Source organism: Croceicoccus estronivorus (genome assembly GCF_001625325.1).
Lineage (GTDB): Bacteria > Pseudomonadota > Alphaproteobacteria > Sphingomonadales > Sphingomonadaceae > Caenibius > Caenibius estronivorus.
In genome coordinates, this window is the sequence record NZ_JRQQ01000007.1 from 66,870 (window position 1) to 86,289 (window position 19,420).

The 19,420-nt window shown below is 56.6% G+C and carries 16 protein-coding genes; 9 read left to right on the forward strand and 7 right to left on the reverse strand.

Annotated elements, in window-relative coordinates; translation table 11 throughout:
• Positions 1-84: 84 nt before the first annotated feature.
• Positions 85-510 (reverse strand): transposase, encoded by a 426-nt coding sequence (locus MB02_RS18120; protein WP_082826147.1) that lies wholly within the window; start codon positions 508-510, stop codon positions 85-87.
• Here MB02_RS18120 and MB02_RS11720 point away from each other — a divergent pair.
• On the forward strand, positions 463-1,359 hold the full coding sequence (locus tag MB02_RS11720) for a helix-turn-helix domain-containing protein (protein WP_156495506.1): 897 nt from the start codon (positions 463-465) through the stop codon (positions 1,357-1,359). The genes MB02_RS18120 and MB02_RS11720 overlap by 48 nt on opposite strands.
• A gap of 9 nt (positions 1,360-1,368) precedes the next feature.
• Here MB02_RS11720 and MB02_RS11725 read toward each other — a convergent pair whose 3' ends face one another.
• From MB02_RS11725 to MB02_RS11735, 3 genes are read right to left on the reverse strand one after another with little or no spacing between them, the layout of a single operon-like run.
• Complete coding sequence (locus tag MB02_RS11725) at positions 1,369-1,962, reverse strand: malonic semialdehyde reductase (protein WP_067537524.1); 594 nt, start codon at positions 1,960-1,962, stop codon at positions 1,369-1,371.
• A 57-nt stretch (positions 1,963-2,019) separates the two neighbouring features.
• Positions 2,020-3,150: an LLM class flavin-dependent oxidoreductase gene (locus MB02_RS11730; protein ID WP_082826148.1), complete on the reverse strand. Its 1,131-nt coding sequence runs from the start codon at positions 3,148-3,150 to the stop codon at positions 2,020-2,022.
• 49 nt (positions 3,151-3,199) lie between these two features.
• Complete coding sequence (locus tag MB02_RS11735) at positions 3,200-4,081, reverse strand: VOC family protein (RefSeq protein ID WP_067537529.1); 882 nt, start codon at positions 4,079-4,081, stop codon at positions 3,200-3,202.
• Between the two features lie 470 nt (positions 4,082-4,551).
• On the opposite strand from MB02_RS11735, the gene MB02_RS11740 reads away from it, so the two are divergent.
• The 4 genes from MB02_RS11740 (at position 4,552) to MB02_RS11755 (ending at position 9,774) form a co-directional block, all read left to right on the forward strand.
• Positions 4,552-6,843, forward strand: a complete 2,292-nt coding sequence (locus MB02_RS11740) for a TonB-dependent receptor (protein ID WP_067537532.1) — start codon at positions 4,552-4,554, stop codon at positions 6,841-6,843.
• Positions 6,844-7,150: 307 nt separating this feature from the next.
• Complete coding sequence (locus MB02_RS11745; RefSeq protein ID WP_067537534.1) at positions 7,151-7,933, forward strand: SDR family oxidoreductase; 783 nt, start codon at positions 7,151-7,153, stop codon at positions 7,931-7,933.
• A 485-nt stretch (positions 7,934-8,418) separates the two neighbouring features.
• Positions 8,419-9,300 carry a VOC family protein gene (locus MB02_RS11750; protein ID WP_082826150.1) on the forward strand — a complete coding sequence of 294 codons (882 nt, stop codon included), beginning with the start codon at positions 8,419-8,421 and terminating at the stop codon, positions 9,298-9,300.
• Positions 9,301-9,774, forward strand: coding sequence for an SRPBCC domain-containing protein (locus tag MB02_RS11755; protein WP_067537539.1), 474 nt, complete (start codon positions 9,301-9,303; stop codon positions 9,772-9,774).
• A gap of 830 nt (positions 9,775-10,604) precedes the next feature.
• Here the strand turns inward: MB02_RS11755 and MB02_RS11765 are convergent.
• Both MB02_RS11765 and MB02_RS11770 read right to left on the reverse strand, forming a co-directional pair.
• Positions 10,605-11,459: a LysR family transcriptional regulator gene (locus MB02_RS11765; protein WP_067537545.1), complete on the reverse strand. Its 855-nt coding sequence runs from the start codon at positions 11,457-11,459 to the stop codon at positions 10,605-10,607.
• A gap of 30 nt (positions 11,460-11,489) precedes the next feature.
• Complete coding sequence (locus tag MB02_RS11770) at positions 11,490-11,852, reverse strand: RidA family protein (protein ID WP_067537547.1); 363 nt, start codon at positions 11,850-11,852, stop codon at positions 11,490-11,492.
• A gap of 278 nt (positions 11,853-12,130) precedes the next feature.
• On the opposite strand from MB02_RS11770, the gene MB02_RS11775 reads away from it, so the two are divergent.
• Positions 12,131-13,009 (forward strand): MOSC domain-containing protein, encoded by an 879-nt coding sequence (locus tag MB02_RS11775; RefSeq protein WP_067537550.1) that lies wholly within the window; start codon positions 12,131-12,133, stop codon positions 13,007-13,009.
• A 220-nt stretch (positions 13,010-13,229) separates the two neighbouring features.
• Here MB02_RS11775 and MB02_RS11780 read toward each other — a convergent pair whose 3' ends face one another.
• Positions 13,230-14,249, reverse strand: a complete 1,020-nt coding sequence (locus MB02_RS11780) for a helix-turn-helix transcriptional regulator (protein ID WP_067537552.1) — start codon at positions 14,247-14,249, stop codon at positions 13,230-13,232.
• A gap of 185 nt (positions 14,250-14,434) precedes the next feature.
• On the opposite strand from MB02_RS11780, the gene MB02_RS11785 reads away from it, so the two are divergent.
• From MB02_RS11785 to MB02_RS11795, 3 genes are read left to right on the forward strand one after another with little or no spacing between them, the layout of a single operon-like run.
• On the forward strand, positions 14,435-16,759 hold the full coding sequence (locus tag MB02_RS11785; RefSeq protein WP_067538000.1) for a TonB-dependent receptor: 2,325 nt from the start codon (positions 14,435-14,437) through the stop codon (positions 16,757-16,759).
• Positions 16,759-17,250 (forward strand): nuclear transport factor 2 family protein, encoded by a 492-nt coding sequence (locus MB02_RS11790; protein ID WP_067537555.1) that lies wholly within the window; start codon positions 16,759-16,761, stop codon positions 17,248-17,250. Before MB02_RS11785 ends, MB02_RS11790 begins: the two co-directional genes overlap by 1 nt.
• Positions 17,251-17,271: 21 nt before the next feature.
• Positions 17,272-19,389 (forward strand): oxidoreductase, encoded by a 2,118-nt coding sequence (locus tag MB02_RS11795; RefSeq protein ID WP_067537557.1) that lies wholly within the window; start codon positions 17,272-17,274, stop codon positions 19,387-19,389.
• Positions 19,390-19,420 lie beyond the last annotated feature (31 nt).

Consider the following 19,420-nt stretch of genomic DNA (forward strand, 5'->3'; position numbering starts at 1 on the left):
GGCAGAATACCGGGCTCGCGCAGGCAATCAGATTCTGCGCGAGCCCCCAGCCACACCACACCCAAGAATTAGATGGGGCCGCGGTTAGGCGGTGTGGGCAAGTTCGAGCCAGCATCTGGCAGTGCCGAGATGGACCATGCCGAGGGAGCTGCCCGCCAACTGGTCGTAGCGGGTAGAGATAGTACGGTTGATTTTGAAATGACCGAACATGCGTTCGAGACGCTTACGCTGCCTGTAATGCGTCCGGCGCGCGTTCGGAAATCGGCCTGGAGCCTGGCATTGTACCCTTGCCCCCAACTTGCTGTGCTGTGGGCTATGGCCCTTCAGGCACCACGCGTTTTTGCGGTGCATTAGCCTCCGGCTGAGGCGCGCCTGACGATCGAAACAGATCTCGTGACATTGGCTGCGCCACTGGCAATAAATAAGCCGGTTACAGCTGACACTAGAAAGAAATAGGGTGGGATGATGCACGAAGAGAAAAGTTTTCCAAACGCGAAGACCCGTCGGCATTCTGAGAAAAATGCGGCCAGGCAATCAAAAATTTCTCCGAAGTCTTCCGCCGCTCATAATCAGAGCAAGATGTTGAAGGACATTCTGAAGCAGCAAATTCGAGTGCGCGGGATGCGTTATCAGGATATTGCGGACTACATGGGGGTCAGCGTTATGACCATCAAGCGCTACCTTAATTCCGAACGCGTACCCATCGAAGCACTCGAAGACATCGCCTCGTGCATCGGGCTTAGTCTCATCGAACTGGCTGAGTTCGCGAAGGTGAGCGATGGCCGCCAGACGCTTGACCTCGAACTGCAGCAGGAGAGCGCGCTGGCTGCTAGCTATGAGCTCGCCCTGGTTCGCCTGTTGCTCTATAATGGATTGACAGCGGAAGAAATCATCGCCGAATATGGCGTTGACGAAGCCGCGCTCATCAATCTCCTTACACGGTTGGACCGCCTGAAACTCATCGAGCTGTTGCCGGGGAATCGAGTTCGTATTCGCGGTTCGCGTCATATCGAATGGCGCCCTGGCGGGCCTATGCGCCGGCAGATTGAGCAGGATATTCGCGAAAATTTCGTGAAGATGGATTTTGCCAACACGGAAAGTTTTTTTGGTTACGAAACCGCAAGGCTTTCCCGGTCATCTGTGTTGCAGATCGAAGAACACATGCGCCAGCTCGTTCGCACTATGCGCATATTGCAAAAGGTTGATCAGGGCGTACCGAACGAACAAAAGCAGTGGTACTCGCTCCTCGTCGCGCAACGGGAGACGAACTGGGGTTTCCCGTTGCAGAATGGCGAGTTCCGTGCGCCACGATCACTTGGCCCGAAGGGAGCTGTCTATCCAGCCAACCGAGGGCTTTGAGCGGTGCATTCAGATTAGGCGGTTGAAGTCCGCAAAGTCGGGACGCGGCAGACGTTCAAATATGGTGGAAGGATCACCATAGCCCAATGTGCTGATGAAATTGGATTTCACGTTCGGCGAATCCGCGAAAAAAAGCGCGTCTACAGCATCGTTGTCGAAACCGGACATCGGACCTGTATCGAGCCCGAGAGCTCGCGCGGCTATGATAAAATAGGCGCCTTGCAGCGACGAATTGCGAATGGCCGAGATCTCGCGCAGCGCATCGTTACCCTCAAACCAAGAGCGGGCATCCGTGTGCGGAAATAGCCAGGGAAGTTGCTCGTGAAACGCCATGTCCATTCCGATGATCAGCGTAACGGGAGCGTTCAGGATCTTAGCGCTATTTGTGTTGCTGGCACATCCTGCCAGTTTTTGCTTTGCCTTGTCGCTTGTACACCACACCATCCGAGCCGGCATCATGTTTGCGCTGGTGGGGCCATATTTCATAAGGTCCCAGATCGCATGAAGCTGCGTGTTGGTAACAGCTTTGTCGTAGTATCCGTTATAGCTACGCGCGCTCCGGAAAATCCTATCCAGCGTCCTGTCGGACAGGGGGTCTGCCATGGTGTTATCCAGGCCAATAAGAGGGAAGGGGTAATTTGCTTGCGCCGAGCAGGTGCCTCACTGGGCAATTTCCACGGGCATGCGTACACCCATCTGTTCGAGAATGGGCAGGACGCGCTCTGCGAAGAAGGGGAGCTCCTTGAGGTAGTCATGAAACCCAAGGAACAGCGCGTTGACGCCGGCTGCATGCAGATCGGCGATTTGGTTCGCGATCTGCTCAGGTGAACCGACCAGAGCGACGCTGCCTGCGGACATGGCAACGTCGCGTAAAAACTCTTCCTGTTTTTCTTTCGGCACTGCGTCGACATCTGTACCGGACTGTACCGCGAGGTTTCGCGCCGCGATGAGGTCAGCGTTGTCGCGCAAATGCTTGAAGAATGCCTGCGCCTCTGCCTCGGTCTCGCGGCAGACGATGATCGAGACGCATACGAGACCTACATCCGGATTGCCTGCATCCTTCGCAACTCTTCGCAAGTTGCGGCTGTGTTCGCGCAAGTGTTCGTGTCCGTGGAAACTGGCAAATGTGAGGTCGGCGTGTTGCGATGCAAAGCGTACGCCACTCTCCGACATTGCGGCACTTACGATAGGCGGGCGGGCCTGTATTGGCTTGGGGTCGCTGATACAGTCCTTGAGTTGGAAAAACCTGCCCTCGTGGTCGAATGGTTTGTTCTCCGTCCATAAGCGCTGAACGACTTCGAGCCATTCGGCACCATAGACATAGCGGTCTTCGGCTGCATGCGGAGCGAGGCCGAACATCCCCATTTCCGCCTTGTACCAACCCATGACCATATTGATGCCGCCGCGGCCGCGCGAAACGTGGTCAATGGTGGCAATAGCTTTTGCCGCAAGCACTGGGTGGACAACTGGCAAGTGCAGGGTGACGATGGTCATGACCCGGCGCGTTACCGCAGCGACGGCCGCCATGTACGTCAATGTTTCGTATGTCTCAGCGGCGTAGTTACTCACTCCACCAAATCCGCGCCAACGCGAGAGCGGCATGAACAATTCAAAGCCGATGCCATCGGCCAGTTCTGCGATTGCTAGACTGTGGTCCCACGACAATTCATAGGAGCTAGGCACGGTGTTGATGCCCACCGATGCAGACCCGTTGGTGGCGAAGATGCCCAGCATCATCGGTTGCTTGCGGTAGTGGGCAAACCTGTTTGTCCCGGGAGTTGGCTGTTGCATGCTCTGTAGTCCCTTGTCAGCGCGGTAACATGCTGTGGATCGGCTCTGGCTATTGTGAATCCGTCACATAACGAAGATCGGTGCCGTGAATATCCGAGAGGATTGGCTGGTCTCCCGCGGGTAATTCGATGCCCCGTGCTGCCAAAACTGCACGCATGGCATCGATGTCGGTTACCAGCAGATCCATGCGAAAAACGCCCTCTCCATGTTTGTCGAGGAAGCCGGTAATGCGGCCTGCAAGCCCCCCGCTCGCGACCCCATCGTCGACCGAGAAAAACCCGATTTCATGCAACCCTTTTCTGTTGCCCGGCGCATGGAAGTGATAGGAACGGACACCCAACTCCGCAGTGCGAGGGGTGGTGTTGATAGGCTCTGTACCCAACACGGCGCGAAACGTATCGAGCGCTGCGTCCATGTCGGATACAGCGAAATCCAGGCCGCTGATGCCCTTGAAAATCCCGCCTTGCGTCTCGTCCCCGAAATCAGACGAGCCATCCTTGGTGAACATCATTTCGCGAGCAATCTTGTCCCCACCGGGAATATGCCGGGCGATGAAGATCTCCACGCCATGCAGCACCCCCAGCGTATTGCTTTCGCCCACGGCATAGCGTTGGGGTTCGGGGTGTACAAAGCTCAGCCCACGCGCAGAAATCTCGGCCATTGTGCGGTCCATATCGTCGCACATGATCCCAATCAGGAACAGGCGATCATGCGCCACACGAATGGAATCGCCACCTTCTTGAAACAAGCCGAGCGCATGCATCATCTCCCCGTTTCCAGGTAGCTGGTAGTACATAGCAGTGATTGCCTGACCAGGAGTCATGTCTGGATGAATCCATAGTGGTTCACTACCAAAAATCTTGTCGAGTCGATCCTTGGAGTCTTCGAGAGACTTCAATACGTAATCAATCACGTAAATATTTGTGAGCATCCAGAGTTCTTTCCTGGCTATTCTAAAATTGATGAGATATTTTTGAGGGCTTAAATCTTCATCTTCCGAGCGATGAATGCAAGTCCGATGCTTCCATTAAAGAAGAGCAATTTCGGGCGTTTCGGGCGATGTGCCTTACAGTATCAAATTTTGATACCAATTTACCGACTGTGTCTTTCGATAGCCCTCACGAAGATTGAAAAAGCGCCTTTGTTCGTTGGGATACGTCAGGCGGAAAGGGGGATGGTCGCGCTTGCGCCCTTTCGCAGCGGGCGTGCGGCTCGATTACTGGCGCGCTCGGTAACAATATATGAAACTGCGAGAGGTCGAGGTTGCTAGTGAGAGGAGCAATAATTACGAAGTGGAAAAAGAAAATATGAAATGAAAAATGGGAGAAAGCGGACATGAATGGGGGAAAATTCCATCGTATCGATTTAATCCGGTGCGTTCAATTTTGCGGCACTTCGCTTATGCTTGGTTTTGCTTCCCCAACGTTCGCTCAGGGTACGACTTCGTCGGGCACCAGTTCGACCGATGGCACAGGGTTGCAGGACATAATCGTAACGGCACAAAGGCGAGAGCAGCGGCTTCAGGATGTGCCTGTGGCTGTGACGGCCCTTAACGCTCAGACTCTCGAAGATGCCCATATTACCAGCACGACGGGCCTTAGCGGAGTGGTGCCTAACTTGCAGGTTTTGACGCAACCAAGCAGCGCGGCTCTTCCGATATATGCGTTGCGGGGCGTAGTCGCCGGCGAAACGCAAAGCCAGGTCGACAATGGCATTGGTCTTTATCTGGACAACGTCTATCTCGGCCGTTCGGCGGCGTCGCTGTTTGACATTGCCGATATTGAACGCGTCGAAGTGCTGCGGGGGCCGCAAGGGACTTTGTTCGGTCGCAATACTACCGGAGGTGCGATCAACTTCATTACACGCACGCCGCCAGGTGAGTTCGGTATCCGGCAAGACATAAGCTACGGCCGGTTCAATGAACTACGCGCACGCACGCGGGTGGATTTGCCTGAATTTGGAGGCTTCAGTGCATCATTGACCTATATGCACAAGGAGTATGATGGTTGGGTGAAGAACCTCTCAGCCGGGGTGGTGCGGGACTACACGCAGGCGACCGAGGGGCGCTTCGGGCGATTGAAGGCCCCAAAAACTTTGGGGATGCAGAATACCGACGCGTTCTTCGCTGCCGTGCACTACGAGAATGGTCCGTTCACGGCAGACTACAAGTTCGATTATACTGACTTCGCGGGGACGCAGACGGCCATGCAGGTGTTCGGCTTTCGTGGAGCCGACGACATCCCTGGATCCAATCCGATTGGTGACTATGTTCAGTTTGTCTTTTCGCAGCAACCGGGCCTTGGCGGCACGAATGTGGTTAGTACGCGGCCGCTGCGAGCGATTCACGATGCAAACCGTGGCACTGACAAGCTGAAAGTTTATGGCCACAGTCTTACTCTGCAGTACCAATTGAATGACACGTTGAATATTAAAAACATATTAGCATACCGCCGCTCAAAGGTTTACAATAACGGCAATTCGTTTGACGGTAATTTTCTCTACGATCCCTATGGTGAACCGGGTTCGCGGTTCAGCATCCTAGACGCGCTCTCGCACCGGTTTCAGCGCCAGATTTCCAATGAAACGCAGGTGACCTATTCTGGTGACGCGATCGATTTCGTTGGCGGGTTCTTCTATTTTCAGGAACGTGCGCGGGATTACAATCCAGTACCGTTTTTCATGTCATTCCCGCCCGAAGGTCAGCCGATTGCATTCCGCCCCGGGGATATATTCTCGGATTACAAGGCGCGTAATACCGCTTATGCGGTCTATGGGCAGGGTACTTTGCATGTCACTGACGAACTTGGCCTGACTGGGGGGCTTCGGCAGACCTGGGACAAGCGGCGCGAACTTAATTTTCGACCAGATCTCTTGAACGTCGATTCCAAAGTGAGCTTCAGCAAGCTGACTTGGCAGGTGATTGCAGATTACAAGGTTATGCCTGAGGTGATGGTCTATGCCAAGGTTGGCACGGGCTATCTGGCGGGCGGCATTTACAATGCAGTGAAGTTCAATCCCGAGACGCTGACCTCTTATGAAGTCGGGTTCAAGGGAGATTTCTTTGATCGGACGCTTAGGCTCAACGCCGCAGTGTTCACGGCCGACTACAAGGACCTGCAACTCAGTTACTACCAGAATGGACGACTGGTCTATGAAAATGCCGGCAAGGCGAGGATCAAGGGGTTGGAGGCGGAAGCGACGTTGGCACCCGCACGAGGTCTCACTCTGAACGCAAGTCTTGGGCTTATCGATTTCAATTTCAAACGGTTCGTGACCATGCAAACCGGGGAGCCGATTGATCTTGCAGGAAAGGTCACCCGGCAGAACACGCCGAAAACGACTTTTTCGACATCTGTATCGTACGATACGGAGCCATCCTCTTCCGGGGCTTATTTCTCGTTCATGGTGCAGGGAGATTATCGTTCGCGACTGATCCCGGCGCTCAGCATCATCCTGCCCCTAGCTGACGAGGGTTTGCGTGAAGCGATTACATCACGTTCGCAATGGATGGTGCGGGCGCGTGCATCTTTAGTCGATGTTCCGCTCGGGGATGGTAAAGTGCGGTTCTCGATCTGGGGTGAAAATCTTCTGAACCAACGGCGCGTTGCACAGACGGCGGACATTTCCGGGGTGTTGACGGGTGCCTTCAACCGACCACGCACATACGGCGTGGAAACGTCGTTCACATTCTGATCTCATGTTATTCGATGCAGGGGTGCTGGGGCATGCCTGATGCAGCGCAGTTGTACGCAAATGCTTCCGACATCGGGGGTATCCATACGGCTCGAAGTATCTTGGGGCACAGTCTGGCCATTGTCGAATGGCGGACAAGAAGGGATTCCAATTGTCCATGCCGCTGTCGCCTTGGCGTGCCCGTTTATCGGTCCGGCCCAGTTGAATCGGAGTGATGCGAGAGAACTGCGACCGCATCGCTTTTGATGTTTCGCTCTGAACAATACGTGCGGGCAACAGGAGGGCTGGCGCTCATGAGGAGGGTGGGATGTTGCTGTCAGGCAAAGTGCTGATCATTGCCGGAGCGGGTCCCGGTCTTGGCCGACGTCTAGCAATGCTGGGGGCCAAAGAAGGCGCGCGGATTGTGGTGGCGACCCAATTTCGAGAAGGTCCCGAGCAGACTGCCGCTGAAGTACGGGCGTCTGGTGGGCAAGCCATCGCCCGTGTCGCTGATATCGGCAGCGCATCGGATTGCAGGGGGCTGGCCGAAGCAACACTGGAGGAATTTGGCCGGATTGATGGCCTGATCAACTGTGCCTTCTCAACCGAGGCAACCGGTCCTTTTGGAGAGACCGCGCTTGAACAGTGGATGGCCAATTTCAACATAACCTGCCTTGGCGCTCTGCGCATGGCTGAGGCAGTTGTTGCATCGATGAAAGCGCGGGGCGGGGGCGCGATCGTCAACGTTTCGTCGATGGCGGCGGTCCAGCATGTCCCGGAGCAGTCGGCCTATGCGATAGCCAAGGCTGCGATCGAAGGTGCAACCCGGCAATTGGCGGCAGAGCTCGGCCCGCACAATATTCGGGTGAACTGTGCACGTCCCGGATGGATGTGGGGTGCCACTACGCAAGCCTACCTGCAAATGCAGGCGGAGGCACGCCATTGCACTGTGGAGGACATGTTGACGCCTATCCGTGCGCGCATACCGCTTGGGAGAATTCCTACGGACGAAGAATGTGCGAAGGCGGTTCTGTTTCTTGCGTCCGATTATGCCAGTGCGCTGACTGGGGTGACGTTGGATGTGAATGGTGGTGAACGAATGTCGGCATAGAAATATGATAGAGTAATGAATATAAAAGGGTAATATATAGAAAATATATGGAGATGAATTGTGTTGTTTATTTTTATCAGATGAAAGATGTTTCTGACGCAGCACAAAATAGAGAGAAAAATCTCTAACCAGATCGAGTTTTGTTGACGGCTCTGAATACGGGCATGGTGGACAGTGCACGTATTACCATGACGCTATCGCTGATAGCCTTCGTATCTCATCTCATACTCCGATGACGACCGGAGGCCTTCCGTACCGATTGCAAGGATCTATGGTTCACAAATTTTAATGGGGTCGATGCGGATGCTCGGCATTGCGGTTCGCAGAATCTCTCCGCTGGACACGTTGTGCAAGATCAAGCGGTCGAGCATGTCCTGTGAGTTTATGCACGTGTCACGCAAACGCGACACCGGTGCGCGGAGCGGAACACGTGCTGCATATGGAACACTTTGCGCGTTACCCAACGAAACCGAGGGAGCAGATCGATGTCTATCTCGCTAGCATATAGAGGGTTGTATGTGTCAGATCTGGCTGCGTCGGTGCATTTTTATGAAGCACTGGGCTTTGCTGTGGCGAGTGGGAACCACGGGCATGTGGAGCCGCAAAGCGGTGTAAGAACGCTGCGGAACGAGCAGGGTATTGGGCTTCGTCTTATGCGTTTCCCGAATCCCGATGGCTGCACTAATCGCAAGCGTCGTCCGATGACCGCGCTGGGGCTCACGCACCTGAACTTTTATGTCGAGGATTATGATGAAACCCTCGCTGCGGTGAGCAAGCGCGGAGGTGATATAGCCGCTGAAACGCGCATTGCCTACATGCAGGATGATAGTAGCATGGACATGATCTATTGCACCGATCCTGATGGCATTCGTGTAGAAGTGTGGACGACTAAGCCTTATGGTCCCGGCGGATTTTCTTCCGCGGTTCCCGGTGTGCGCCGGAAATTTTCGCATTCGGGAATCTGTGTGCGCGATCTGGATCAGTCGATTGCGTTCTATCAGTCACTCGGTTTCGCCCTCGACGAAGTCTTCGACTATCGGGATCCCCCAGGCCAACTCGATCTGATGTTCGAAGAGGAAAGCAGCAGCGCGATCGCACAGATGATGCGCAATGGTGATGATGTCATCGAACTGCTCCAGTTCTTCAATCCGGCACCGCGTTACGTGGAAGAGTACGCAGTGCCGGTTAGAGCCGGATTTTACGATCTTGGCTTCTATGTACCTTCGATTCTGGAAGCCAGAAGTAAGCTGTATGGCGCCTCGCAAGGTTGGGCGGAAGATCAGCCAGTCCACAACGGTTCTTTGCGGCTGCTGGATCCCAACGGGGTGAGGATCGAACTTATCGAACAGAAAGAGGGTGTTCTCTAAATGGAACGGACCAGAATAGTCAGCTCGGAACCCGTGACGATTGCCGCTTCACGAGAGGCGGTATGGGCTATTTTGACCGATCTGCCCAACTATCACCTCTGGAATCCGTTGAGTGCACGAATTGAATCGTCGCTCGATCTGGGGAGTCGGGTCAAACTGTGGGTCAATAACGCTGGGATAACCGGCAAGGTGGAGGTTTTTGAACACCGGTTGGTCGAAAAACTGCCGCCTGAACATCTGGCATGGGCCTATGAAAAGGGCGATGTCCGGACGCGACGAGATCAGTATCTCGCTCCGGCGGATGGGGGGTGTATCTACACAACCACCGATACCTTTTATGGACCACAGGCAGATCCTATGATGGATCAAATGGGTGAGGCCATCTCTCAATCGTTCAATGCTCTTGCTGCAGCGTTGAAAGTATTTGCTGAAAGTGGCGATGGCCCTGCCACAGGGATCGCCCCGATTGTTTGAGTGAGGGGGTGTAGGGCGAGGCCTGAGCCTCGACCGCACAGGCTAGCGAGTGCGCTTTGCTATCGATGGACTATGTGGAGGGGACAGGCGCCTAACTGGCTTCCGGGGTGAAGAGCAAACGTTCGATCACTACGAGAAATTGACCGGAAGGGGTTTTGACCACAGACTGTATTTCTGCCGCATGGCCGTGACTTACATGGCGCTCGCAAACACAGGAGTTTACCAGAGGCTGGCGAGGGCAGGCAAAATGCCACAATCGCAGATCGCGCAGAATCCTCCTTTGGTCCATTTGCGGGATATGTTCGCATAAGTGGCGGTCGTGCCGCCGAAGGACTGCCTCAGTGGCAATCTGGAAATGCAAAATGGGGGCGGTATGCAATGCCCGGAGATTGCCGAAGGGCAGTCATATCAAATTACGCATCCCCAAGTGCAGGTTTGCAGGGGGATGGCTGGGTCAGGACATGACTTCTGCCACGAGACATTCGATTGTGGTGGAACCGTTTCGGCTCGCTGACCGCAGGCGAAATTCCCTGTAAGCGGTCCCCCAATGGGCGTGGCACTAGGCACTGGTGGCATCTGGATGAGATGAACGGCGAGATAGGCCAATTGTGGCGCGCCGTCGATCACAAGGGTGAGGTCCTCGAGAGCTACGTCATGATGAAACGATACAAATGTGTGGCTTTCCCGTTCATGAAAAGGGGCTGAAGCGTCATGGAAAGCCACCTCGTTGGTAGACAGACGTACGCTCGCCGCTCAGTCTCACTGATCGAGCCCCGTTGCCTGATGAGTGCGTTGAGAATGCAGTCGATGCCTCGAATGGAGACAGGCCGTCATCGTGGCATCGAAATCGACTTTTCAAAGTATGCTCGGACGAGCGCCAAGAACATGCGAAGCATCGGTGAAGGAGGCACATCCTCGTGCATGCAAAGCCAGAGCTTGCAGTGGAACTTCGGCCCAGCATCAACTGGTACCAAGTCTGCCACCCCACGGGCATTTTCCTGTAGATAGCCGATCCCGGTCCCCCGACGCACTGCTTCAAGAAGGTCATCCGCCCAGTTGACCCGGAGAGCTAAGCGGGAAGCATCGACGTGGCTAAGCATCCACTGCGCAGGTAGGCAGTGATCGAGATCGCGACCGTAACCAATCCAACAGTCACCGTCATCAGGGGCGGTGACATATTCAGCGCTTCGATACGGTGTGAAAATCAACGAGCCAATCGCTCGCCCATGCAAATGCGCGGGGAGCTCGTCGGAGACACATAGGCCCACAAGCGAACGGCGCTGCCGAAGATCCTCGTCCGGACGAGACGAGCGGACGAACTCTAGCTTTATCAGAGGTATTTGTTGGGAAATCGCGTTGCTGATGTCGACAATGTCAACGTCAATTTCTGCCGGAATGCTCAATCGGACATGACTGTTATTGCTCGTTTCGATAGCAAGCGCTTGCATCAGTTCTGCGACACGCGTCTCAACATCGCGCGCGCAAGCCAGGACAAGGCGACCTGCATCCGTGCTGCCTGGCCCCCAAGCGGTCCGCTCGTGCAGTGTCAAGTTGAGGCTGCGTTCAAGTGACTCTACACGGCGAGTGACGGTCATGCGGCTCACGCCGAGGATATCCGCCGCCGCCGTGATAGTCCCGGCTTGAGCTGCTACAAGATAATAGCGCAGGTCGTCCCAGTCGAACATGTTCGCTTACGCTTCGGCGGTTCGCACTGTTCAGTCAACCGCTTTGGCGACAGCCTTGATTTCCACGATCGAGTCCGGATAGCCGAGTGCAGCAACGCCGATGGCTGTCCATGCTGACTTCTCCCCATCCAGAAAAGCGGAGCGTGCTGACGCAAATTCTTCCATGTGTGAAGGGAAACCGACGTGGAAGGTTGTCAACTCTACTATATTTTCGGCCGTACATCCGAATTGTGCCAAAACCGCACCAACGCTCTCGAAAGCCAGGCGGAACTGCCGCTCGGGATCCAGGGGTACGGTTCCATCCTTTTCCAAGCCAATCTGGCCAGAACAGAACACGAGGTTGTCCACCCGGACAGCAGACGCGAACGCGGGATAAGGGGCAGTTTCTGACATCGTTTTGTTCTCCTGCAACCGCCGTCATGAACGCCAATTCAGTATTACAAGTCCACGACCGGCGGGAAAGCGGCTTCAATTGAGATCGCAGAGCTATGGGAGATTATCATGAATATAAAGAAATAATCATGAACACCGATGTTCACAAACAATCATTGACCAATTAATGCTGAATATGCATGTTATAAAATAGGTTTTATTATTTAACAATGTGTATAAAATATAATTATTATAAAGAAATTTAAGTAATTATATAGTATTGAGGAAAAGGTGGTTCTGTGACTGATCAACTCACCGTCGAGCAGATTTGGCGCTATCCGGTAAAATCGATGGGTGGTGAGCAACTGGCTCAGGCCAATGTGGGTGTTCGTGGAATCCAGTTCGATCGGGGATGGGCCGTGCGGGATGAGAAAGCGGGGGCCATTCGCAGCGCGCGCTACATCCCACGCCTTCTCCTGTGTTCCGCCCGGTATCTGCCGGGTACGGACGCCGGGCTTGTGCCGCATGTGGAGATCACGCTGCCAGATGGCAGCCGCGTTAACTCGGACGACACCCGCGTCAACCAGCGCCTGTCCGACGCGATTGGCAAGCATCTGACGCTGTGGCCGCGAATGCCTGACGATGAGGTGGAACACCTGCGTCAAGGACAGGAGGCTCTCGTCACCGGTAGCATGGACAGTGAGATCCGGATGCTCTTCGGCCTGCAAGAAGGGGAGCCCCTGCCGGACATGAGCCGCCTGCCTCCGCATCTGATGCGCGAACTGAGCGAGCTGGGCGCGCCCAGGGGGACCTACTTCGACGCATTTCCGATCGACATCCTCACCACATCGTCAATCCGCTTCCTCGAGCGGCAGATGGGCGGCATGCATCTCGATGTCCGGCGCTTCCGCCCCAACTTTTTGATCGACGATGGCGGTGCTTCCGACCATGTGCGCGAGCGTGAATGGGTCGGCAGGACTTTGCTCTTGGGCAAGGTGGCATTCAACGTTGTCATGGAATGTCCGCGATGTACTATCATTGCGGCCGAGCAGCCGGGTGGCATAGCCAAAAACACTGCGATTACCCGGACGATCGTGCGCGAAATGCGCCAGTTGATGAGTGTTTATTGTGATGTGGCCGTGCCAGGCACAGTTACGGTCGGCGATCCTGTCGTTTGACCACCAAGGCAGATTCTGGCCGTGCGGCAACCGGGTATGCTCATTTTTTGCGGCGCTCTTGATCGTCGGTGAATAACAGGCCGAATGTTTCGATCAGCGATGATGGCGCTGTAAGTGGTTTCTGCCATCTTGCCATCCGAAGACGGCGCCATCCAGGGATGTCCTGGCAGACTAAACACAGATGAGGCGCTCTACAGTTCCCGGAGCAACGAACTAAGGCCTATTGCCGAGGGCTGATGCCGGTTTGGCGATAGGTGTTGGGTGATTGCCCTGTCCAGTTGCGGAAGGCCCGGCGAAAGGCCGCCACGTCGCTGAATTGCACGCGATAGGCAATTTCCTTCACCGTCAGTTTGGATTCCACCAAAAGTCGCATTGCCAGTAGGCTCCGGCAATCGTGGCGTATTGTGGTCAATGAACTACCCTCTTCGGTGAGCCGGCGCCGGAAGGTTGCGGTGGTTAGGCCAAACATCGTGGCCAACTGCGCGAGGCTGGGTGGCTTTTCTGCTCGGGATAAGGCCGCCGACGTTGCGGCTGCCGCGCGCTCTTTCAGGCTTTGGCTGTCATATCCGGGCGGCAGAAGATCGAATGGGAAAAGTGTGAACAGAGTCGACAGCTCGTCATATGTGCGCACCACCGGTCGTTCGAGGTAATAAGCGGGGAACTGGAAGCCGTTGAATGCCCGGTCGAATTCCGGCTCCATCTGGAGCAGATCGTTGAATGCGAGACGCTCGTTCGCAGCCGGGAAGTTGAGCATTACGCTATCGAGGCGGATTTCCTCGTGCGTCAGCCAGCCAAACATGCGGTGGAACGATGCAAGTCCGAACATGATCACCAGCATGTCGCCGACGCCGCGCCCCTTGATGCGGGTATCGAGCACTAGAGTGGCGGTATTGCCGTCCACTTCGAGGTCAAGCCTGCCATGCCCGTCGAACGCCATGTGCTGGAATTGCCCTGCCACTTCTATCGCGGTCTTGAGATCGGGACAGGCAAGCAAAGCAATACACATCAGCCGGAAATTGCGCACCGGGTGGGGTTTCAACGCATCGCGGCGACACGCATGATAGTGGAAGGCAAGCACGCAATCCTGCGCGAGCCTCGCAAATGCGACACGCGTTACTTCTCCTTGTCCGCCCTCTTCAATTAGCTGGCGGCAGGTCGACAATCCGGCCGAAGCGAGTGCTTTGCCAACATCGCCATCGATAGCATCAAGCGCTTCGATCAGCGCGGAAACTGCGTCCAACGGAACTGTTTGACGCCGCGTTTCTCGAATTGAGCTTTTCACGTGCTGTTCGATTCGAGCATTTCTGCCCCCCTTTTGAGCAATTACACCCTCCCAGGAGAATGGGCGCAAGCCGATTATGCTGTCCATCACAATATTGCGTGACTGCGGACAATCGCGGCGCGCCGGGAGGAGAGGAAACCATCATGCGTTCAGCATTTCATCGCGTTTGCCTGGCGTCCGCGATTGCCCTTGCCACGGCACTGGCTTCGCGGGCCGCTGCACAGGAGGCACCGGCAAGCGAGGCTGGCGGCCTGTCGGAAATCGTCGTCACCGCTCAGAAACGCAGCGAAAATCTGCAGCAAACTCCGCTCGCGGTCAGCGCCATCACCAGCGAGATGATCGAACAGCGGGGCATTGCCGACGTTTCGAGCCTTACCTCGATTGCGCCCAATCTGGTCGTCGGAATGACCGGCGCGGCAACCGCGAACGTGGCCCTGTTCATTCGCGGTATCGGTGAATCCGATACGGTCCTGACCGCAGACAGCCCGGTGGGGATATATGTCGATGGCGTCGTTTTGGGCCGGACATCCGGTGCGGCGTTCGATCTCGTCGACCTCGAACGGATCGAAGTGCTGCGCGGGCCGCAAGGTACGCTCTATGGCCGCAACACGACCGGTGGTGCGGTCAATCTCATTTCCAAGAAGCCTGGCGACACATTCTCCGTCGAACAGTCACTGTCATATGGCCGCTTCGACTTCATCCAGTCCAAGACCACCATCGACACCGGCGAATGGGGCGATACCGGCCTCAGGGCGCGGGCGACATACCTTCACAAGCAGCGTGACGGCTATGTCGACAATGTTCTGCGATCCGATAGCGGCGACCCCGGTGCCTACAACACTGATGCGTTTCGCATCGCTGTCCGATACGATCATGGCGGTCCGCTGCGCCTCGATTACGCATTCGACTATAACGACCGCCGGGGCGTGAGCATCCCCGTGCAGTTGATCGCCGCGCGTCCGGACATCCTCGCCTATATCGAAGCGTCTTCCTCACTGGGCGGCGAGGCGCCGCAAATTTCGCGTAAGCGCATGTCGACCCAGCGCGCCGACACGGACGGCCCCGTCCGCGACAAGATCACCGGTCACAACTTCGTTGCCGAACTGGACCTTTCGGACAGCCTGACACTGCGTTCGCTTACCGGTTATCGGACATGGAAAAATACCGTCGTCAGCGACCAGGACGGCAACGGCGGCCTCGTCGGTCTGGTAGTCGATCCCGGCATTCTGGCGGGCGGACCGTTCGTACCGCTCGGTGTCCAGCCTATCAGCCTCTTTAACCTTTCGTTCGATCGCAGTCAGAAGCAGTTCACGCAGGAAGTGAACCTGTTGGGCAACATCGGATCCAGCGTCGATTTCGTGCTTGGTGCCTACTATTTCCGCGAAGTCGTGCACGATGCGAACCCGACGAACTTCACGCTTATCCTGCCCAGCGGCGCACCCATCGAAGCAGCCCCTGGCGTGTTCGTGAATTCGTTCGGGGTCAATCTCGCGACCGATACCGTCTATCGCCACAAGTCACGTTCCCGCGCACTGTTCGGCCAGGTTACCGGGCATCTAACCGACCGTCTGAGCCTGACAGCTGGACTGCGCTACACCAGGGACGACAAACACCTCGACCAGACGGTGCCGTTTGTGCGCCAGCTCGACCGCTCGTTCGACAAGGTGAACTGGGCTGTATCGGCAGATTACAAGGTCAATGACGACATTATGGCCTATGCCCGCGTGGCGACCGGGTACAAGGCTGGCGGTTTTAGCGCGCGTGCGGCCAACGACGGATTCGAACCAGAGAACCTCACGTCTTACGAAGTGGGCATCAAGTCCGAGCTGTTCGATCGCCGCCTGAGATTCAACACTGCGGTCTTCTATACCGATCTCAAGGATATCCAGCGTTCCCAGTTCCTCGCCGGTTCCGGTGGGACAATCTCAAATGTCGTGAACGCAGGCCATGCCCGCTATATCGGAGTTGAGGCGGAGGCTGCCGCGGCGGTGACGGATGAGCTGACCCTGACGGCGAACTTCGGCTATATCGACCGCAAGTTCCTCGAATTCGACTTGCTGGATCCGGCGACGGACGAGTTGGTGGACATTTCGGACAGCGCACGCTTCTTTGGCTCTGCCAGCACGACGCTGGCTGCCTCGGCAGAGTATCGAACGCCGCTGTCATTCGGCGAATTGACCGCGCGCCTCGATTATTCCTATCGAACACGCGTTTATTACACGACCACCGCACTGGTTAATCCTTACCACGAAGACATCTCCGATGGGCCGGTCGGGCTGCTCGACGCACGCTTGACTCTCTCGGACATAGAGATGGCCGGTGGCAAGCTGTCCATTGCAGGATGGGTGAAAAACGTGACGAACGAGGCGCACCAGCAGTGGGGCGTCGATTTCGGCTCGCTGGGCTTTGCCTATGCGAACTATGCGGAGCCTCGCACTTGGGGCATCGAACTGAAGGTGTCGTACTGATGCCCGGCGCACCTGCCTACGAGCCATCCGCGAGCGATCATATCGCTGTGCTGAATCTGCTCCACGCCTATAGCGATGCCATCGATCACGGCGACTTCGACCGGGTGGATGCCATGTTCCGACAGGCCGACGTTTACATGCCGGGATCGGATCGCCCGAGTGTGCAGGCCGGGCATGGCGGTTTCGGTGACCTGCTGCGTAGCGCGGTAAAGGTCTATCCACCCGGCGGCACCCCCCGAACCCGACATGTCTGCACGAATGCCCAGATCTGGTTCGACGGACCGGATGCAGCCCGCAGTCGCAGCTATTTCACCGTGTTCCAGGAGACTGAGCCCCGCAAGGTCGAGGCGATCTTCATTGGCACTTACGACGATCGCTTCGTCCGTGCCGACGGTGAATGGCGCTTTGCAGAACGACGTGAAGGCGTGACGGGCATCGGCAATGCTTCGGCCCACCTCTTCATTCCATTCGACGTTCCCCTCGACCACTGAGCCCAGCGAGGAACTTTCTTTATGCCCACATCTCACCCCCACTTGCTTGCACCTGGGCACATTGGTCCAATGGAGTTGCGCAACCGACTGCTCCTTACAGCAATGGGCACCGGTTATGCAGAGGAAGACGGCAGTTGCGGGGACCGCATCCTTGCGTTCAACCGGAGCATAGCAGAAGGTGGCACTGCCCTTGTTACCATGGGCGTGGTCGGGGTGGGTTGGCCGTTAGGCAACAACATGCCGCGCCAGCCGGCTATCTCGGAAGACCGCTTCATTCCCGGTATCCGCCGCGTGGCGGACGTAGTCCATGAAGCGGGGGCCAAGTTTGCCATCCAGCTTCATTTTGGCGGCATGGTCGCAAATGCCGCAGCCGGACAGCCGGCATGGTGCCCATCCGTTCCCTTGGAGGAGGAAGACAGCGGGCTTGGCGCAGCCTACCTTCCCGAAGAAGTCGAAGCAGGTGGGTTCGCCAACCTGCCGCCGCTGATCTACCATGAGATGACACAGGCGGATATCGATGCGGTCATCGCCATGTTCGCCCAGGGCGCGCGGCGGGCAAAGGAAGCTGGTGCCGACGGGCTCGAGATCCATGGCGGGCATGGTTATCTGTTCTCCTCGTTTCTCTCGCCCGTTACCAATCGCCGCATCGATGTCTATGGCGGTTCACTGGAGAACCGTGCCCGTCTGCTGGTGGACACCGTACGCGCGGTGCGGTCCGCCGTGGGGCCGGATACGGCACTATGGTGCAAGATCGACGCCGTCGAATACGGACGCAAAGGCGGAATTACGCTGGACGATGCCATCGCCACAGCCCGAATGGTGGAAGCTGCAGGGGCGGACGCCATCACCACCACCGCCTATCACGATCCGCGTGTGGGAGCGCTTCATTCCGGCTCGCACACGCCTCAAACGCCCGGATTGAATGCCGACAAGGCAGCCGCGATCAAGGCGGCCGTGAACATACCTGTCATCCTTTCGGGGCGGATCGAACCGGATCTGGGGGACAAGGTCATCGCCAGGAACGAGGCGGACTTCATTGCCATGGGGCGCAAGCTTCTGGCCGATCCGGCACTGCCAAACAAGCTTTTGGCCGGGCGCGAACAAGACATCCTGCCCTGCATTTATTGCTACACTTGCATCAGCGCGATCTACGAAAGGCAGACGGCACGGTGCGCCGTCAATCCCCAAACCGGGTTCGAAGAAGAAGGGTGGCTGACCCGAACTGAAACACCGAAGAGGGTTCTCGTTATCGGGGGTGGGCCTGCGGGCATGGAGGCGGCGCGCAGGCTGGACGCGCGGGGCCATGCAACAACCTTGCTCGAACAGGGCAATCGGCTTGGCGGGACACTGCAATTCGCTTCTATTGCCTATGCGCCCAACGAGCGGATTCTCGATTGGCTGCGGCGCGGGATCGACGACTCGAAGGTCGACGTCCGGCTCAAGACGGAGGCAACGGAAGATCTCGTACGTTCATTGATGCCCGATGCCGTGATTGTTGCCACGGGCGCGCGCAGGGATCTGCCTGATATTCCCGGTACGCATCTTCCCCATGTGCTGGGTGGTGACGATCTGCGCCGTCTCGTGATGGGTGAGGATATGGATGGTTTGCGCGACAAGATGGGCCTTGCAACCCGCCTTGCGGCGAAAGCCAGCGCTATGACCGGCCTCACACGTGATCCCGGCTTCATTCGTGAAGCCAGCAAGTCGTGGCTTCCCTTGGGCAAGCGCATCGTCATTGTTGGGGGTGATCTGGTCGGACTGGAGCTGGCCGAATTCCTTGCCGAACGCGGTCGCAAAATAGCCGTGATCGACGAAAACAGTCACTTCGGACGCGGGCTGACCATCGTACGCAGGTGGCGGGTGTTCGACGAATTGCAGAATCTGGGTGTCACCCTCCGTCCGGGTCATACGGAGATCGCTATCGAATCCGATCATGTCGCGGCTCGCGATCCCCAGGGTGTGACGGTTCAAATGCCGGCTGATCACGTGATCGTGGCCAAGGGCGCACGGGGCGAACTCGGGCTGGCCCACTCGCTGGAACGCGCGGGGTTTGCCATCCACGCCATCGGTGATTGCACCGGCATTGGCTATATCGAAGGCGCGATACGCTCCGCCGCGCAGGTCGCACGCGCGATCTGACGTGATTTACCGGCCAATTGCAGGAGAGCAG

What these genes read in the sequence shown, in the direction of transcription:
- MB02_RS11750 (WP_082826150.1), top strand. Translation starts at nt 8,419, where the DNA reads ATGTCTATCTCGCTAGCATATAGAGGGTTGTATGTGTCAGATCTGGCT.
- MB02_RS11770 (WP_067537547.1), bottom strand. Translation starts at nt 11,852, where the DNA reads ATGTCAGAAACTGCCCCTTATCCCGCGTTCGCGTCTGCTGTCCGGGTG.
- MB02_RS11740 (WP_067537532.1), top strand. Translation starts at nt 4,552, where the DNA reads ATGCTTGGTTTTGCTTCCCCAACGTTCGCTCAGGGTACGACTTCGTCG.
- MB02_RS11795 (WP_067537557.1), top strand. Translation starts at nt 17,272, where the DNA reads ATGCCCACATCTCACCCCCACTTGCTTGCACCTGGGCACATTGGTCCA.
- MB02_RS11790 (WP_067537555.1), top strand. Translation starts at nt 16,759, where the DNA reads ATGCCCGGCGCACCTGCCTACGAGCCATCCGCGAGCGATCATATCGCT.
- MB02_RS11785 (WP_067538000.1), top strand. Translation starts at nt 14,435, where the DNA reads ATGCGTTCAGCATTTCATCGCGTTTGCCTGGCGTCCGCGATTGCCCTT.
- MB02_RS11735 (WP_067537529.1), bottom strand. Translation starts at nt 4,081, where the DNA reads ATGCTCACAAATATTTACGTGATTGATTACGTATTGAAGTCTCTCGAA.
- MB02_RS11720 (WP_156495506.1), top strand. Translation starts at nt 463, where the DNA reads ATGATGCACGAAGAGAAAAGTTTTCCAAACGCGAAGACCCGTCGGCAT.
- MB02_RS11745 (WP_067537534.1), top strand. Translation starts at nt 7,151, where the DNA reads ATGTTGCTGTCAGGCAAAGTGCTGATCATTGCCGGAGCGGGTCCCGGT.
- MB02_RS11730 (WP_082826148.1), bottom strand. Translation starts at nt 3,150, where the DNA reads ATGCAACAGCCAACTCCCGGGACAAACAGGTTTGCCCACTACCGCAAG.
- MB02_RS11755 (WP_067537539.1), top strand. Translation starts at nt 9,301, where the DNA reads ATGGAACGGACCAGAATAGTCAGCTCGGAACCCGTGACGATTGCCGCT.
- MB02_RS11725 (WP_067537524.1), bottom strand. Translation starts at nt 1,962, where the DNA reads ATGGCAGACCCCCTGTCCGACAGGACGCTGGATAGGATTTTCCGGAGC.
- MB02_RS18120 (WP_082826147.1), bottom strand. Translation starts at nt 510, where the DNA reads ATGCCGACGGGTCTTCGCGTTTGGAAAACTTTTCTCTTCGTGCATCAT.
- MB02_RS11765 (WP_067537545.1), bottom strand. Translation starts at nt 11,459, where the DNA reads ATGTTCGACTGGGACGACCTGCGCTATTATCTTGTAGCAGCTCAAGCC.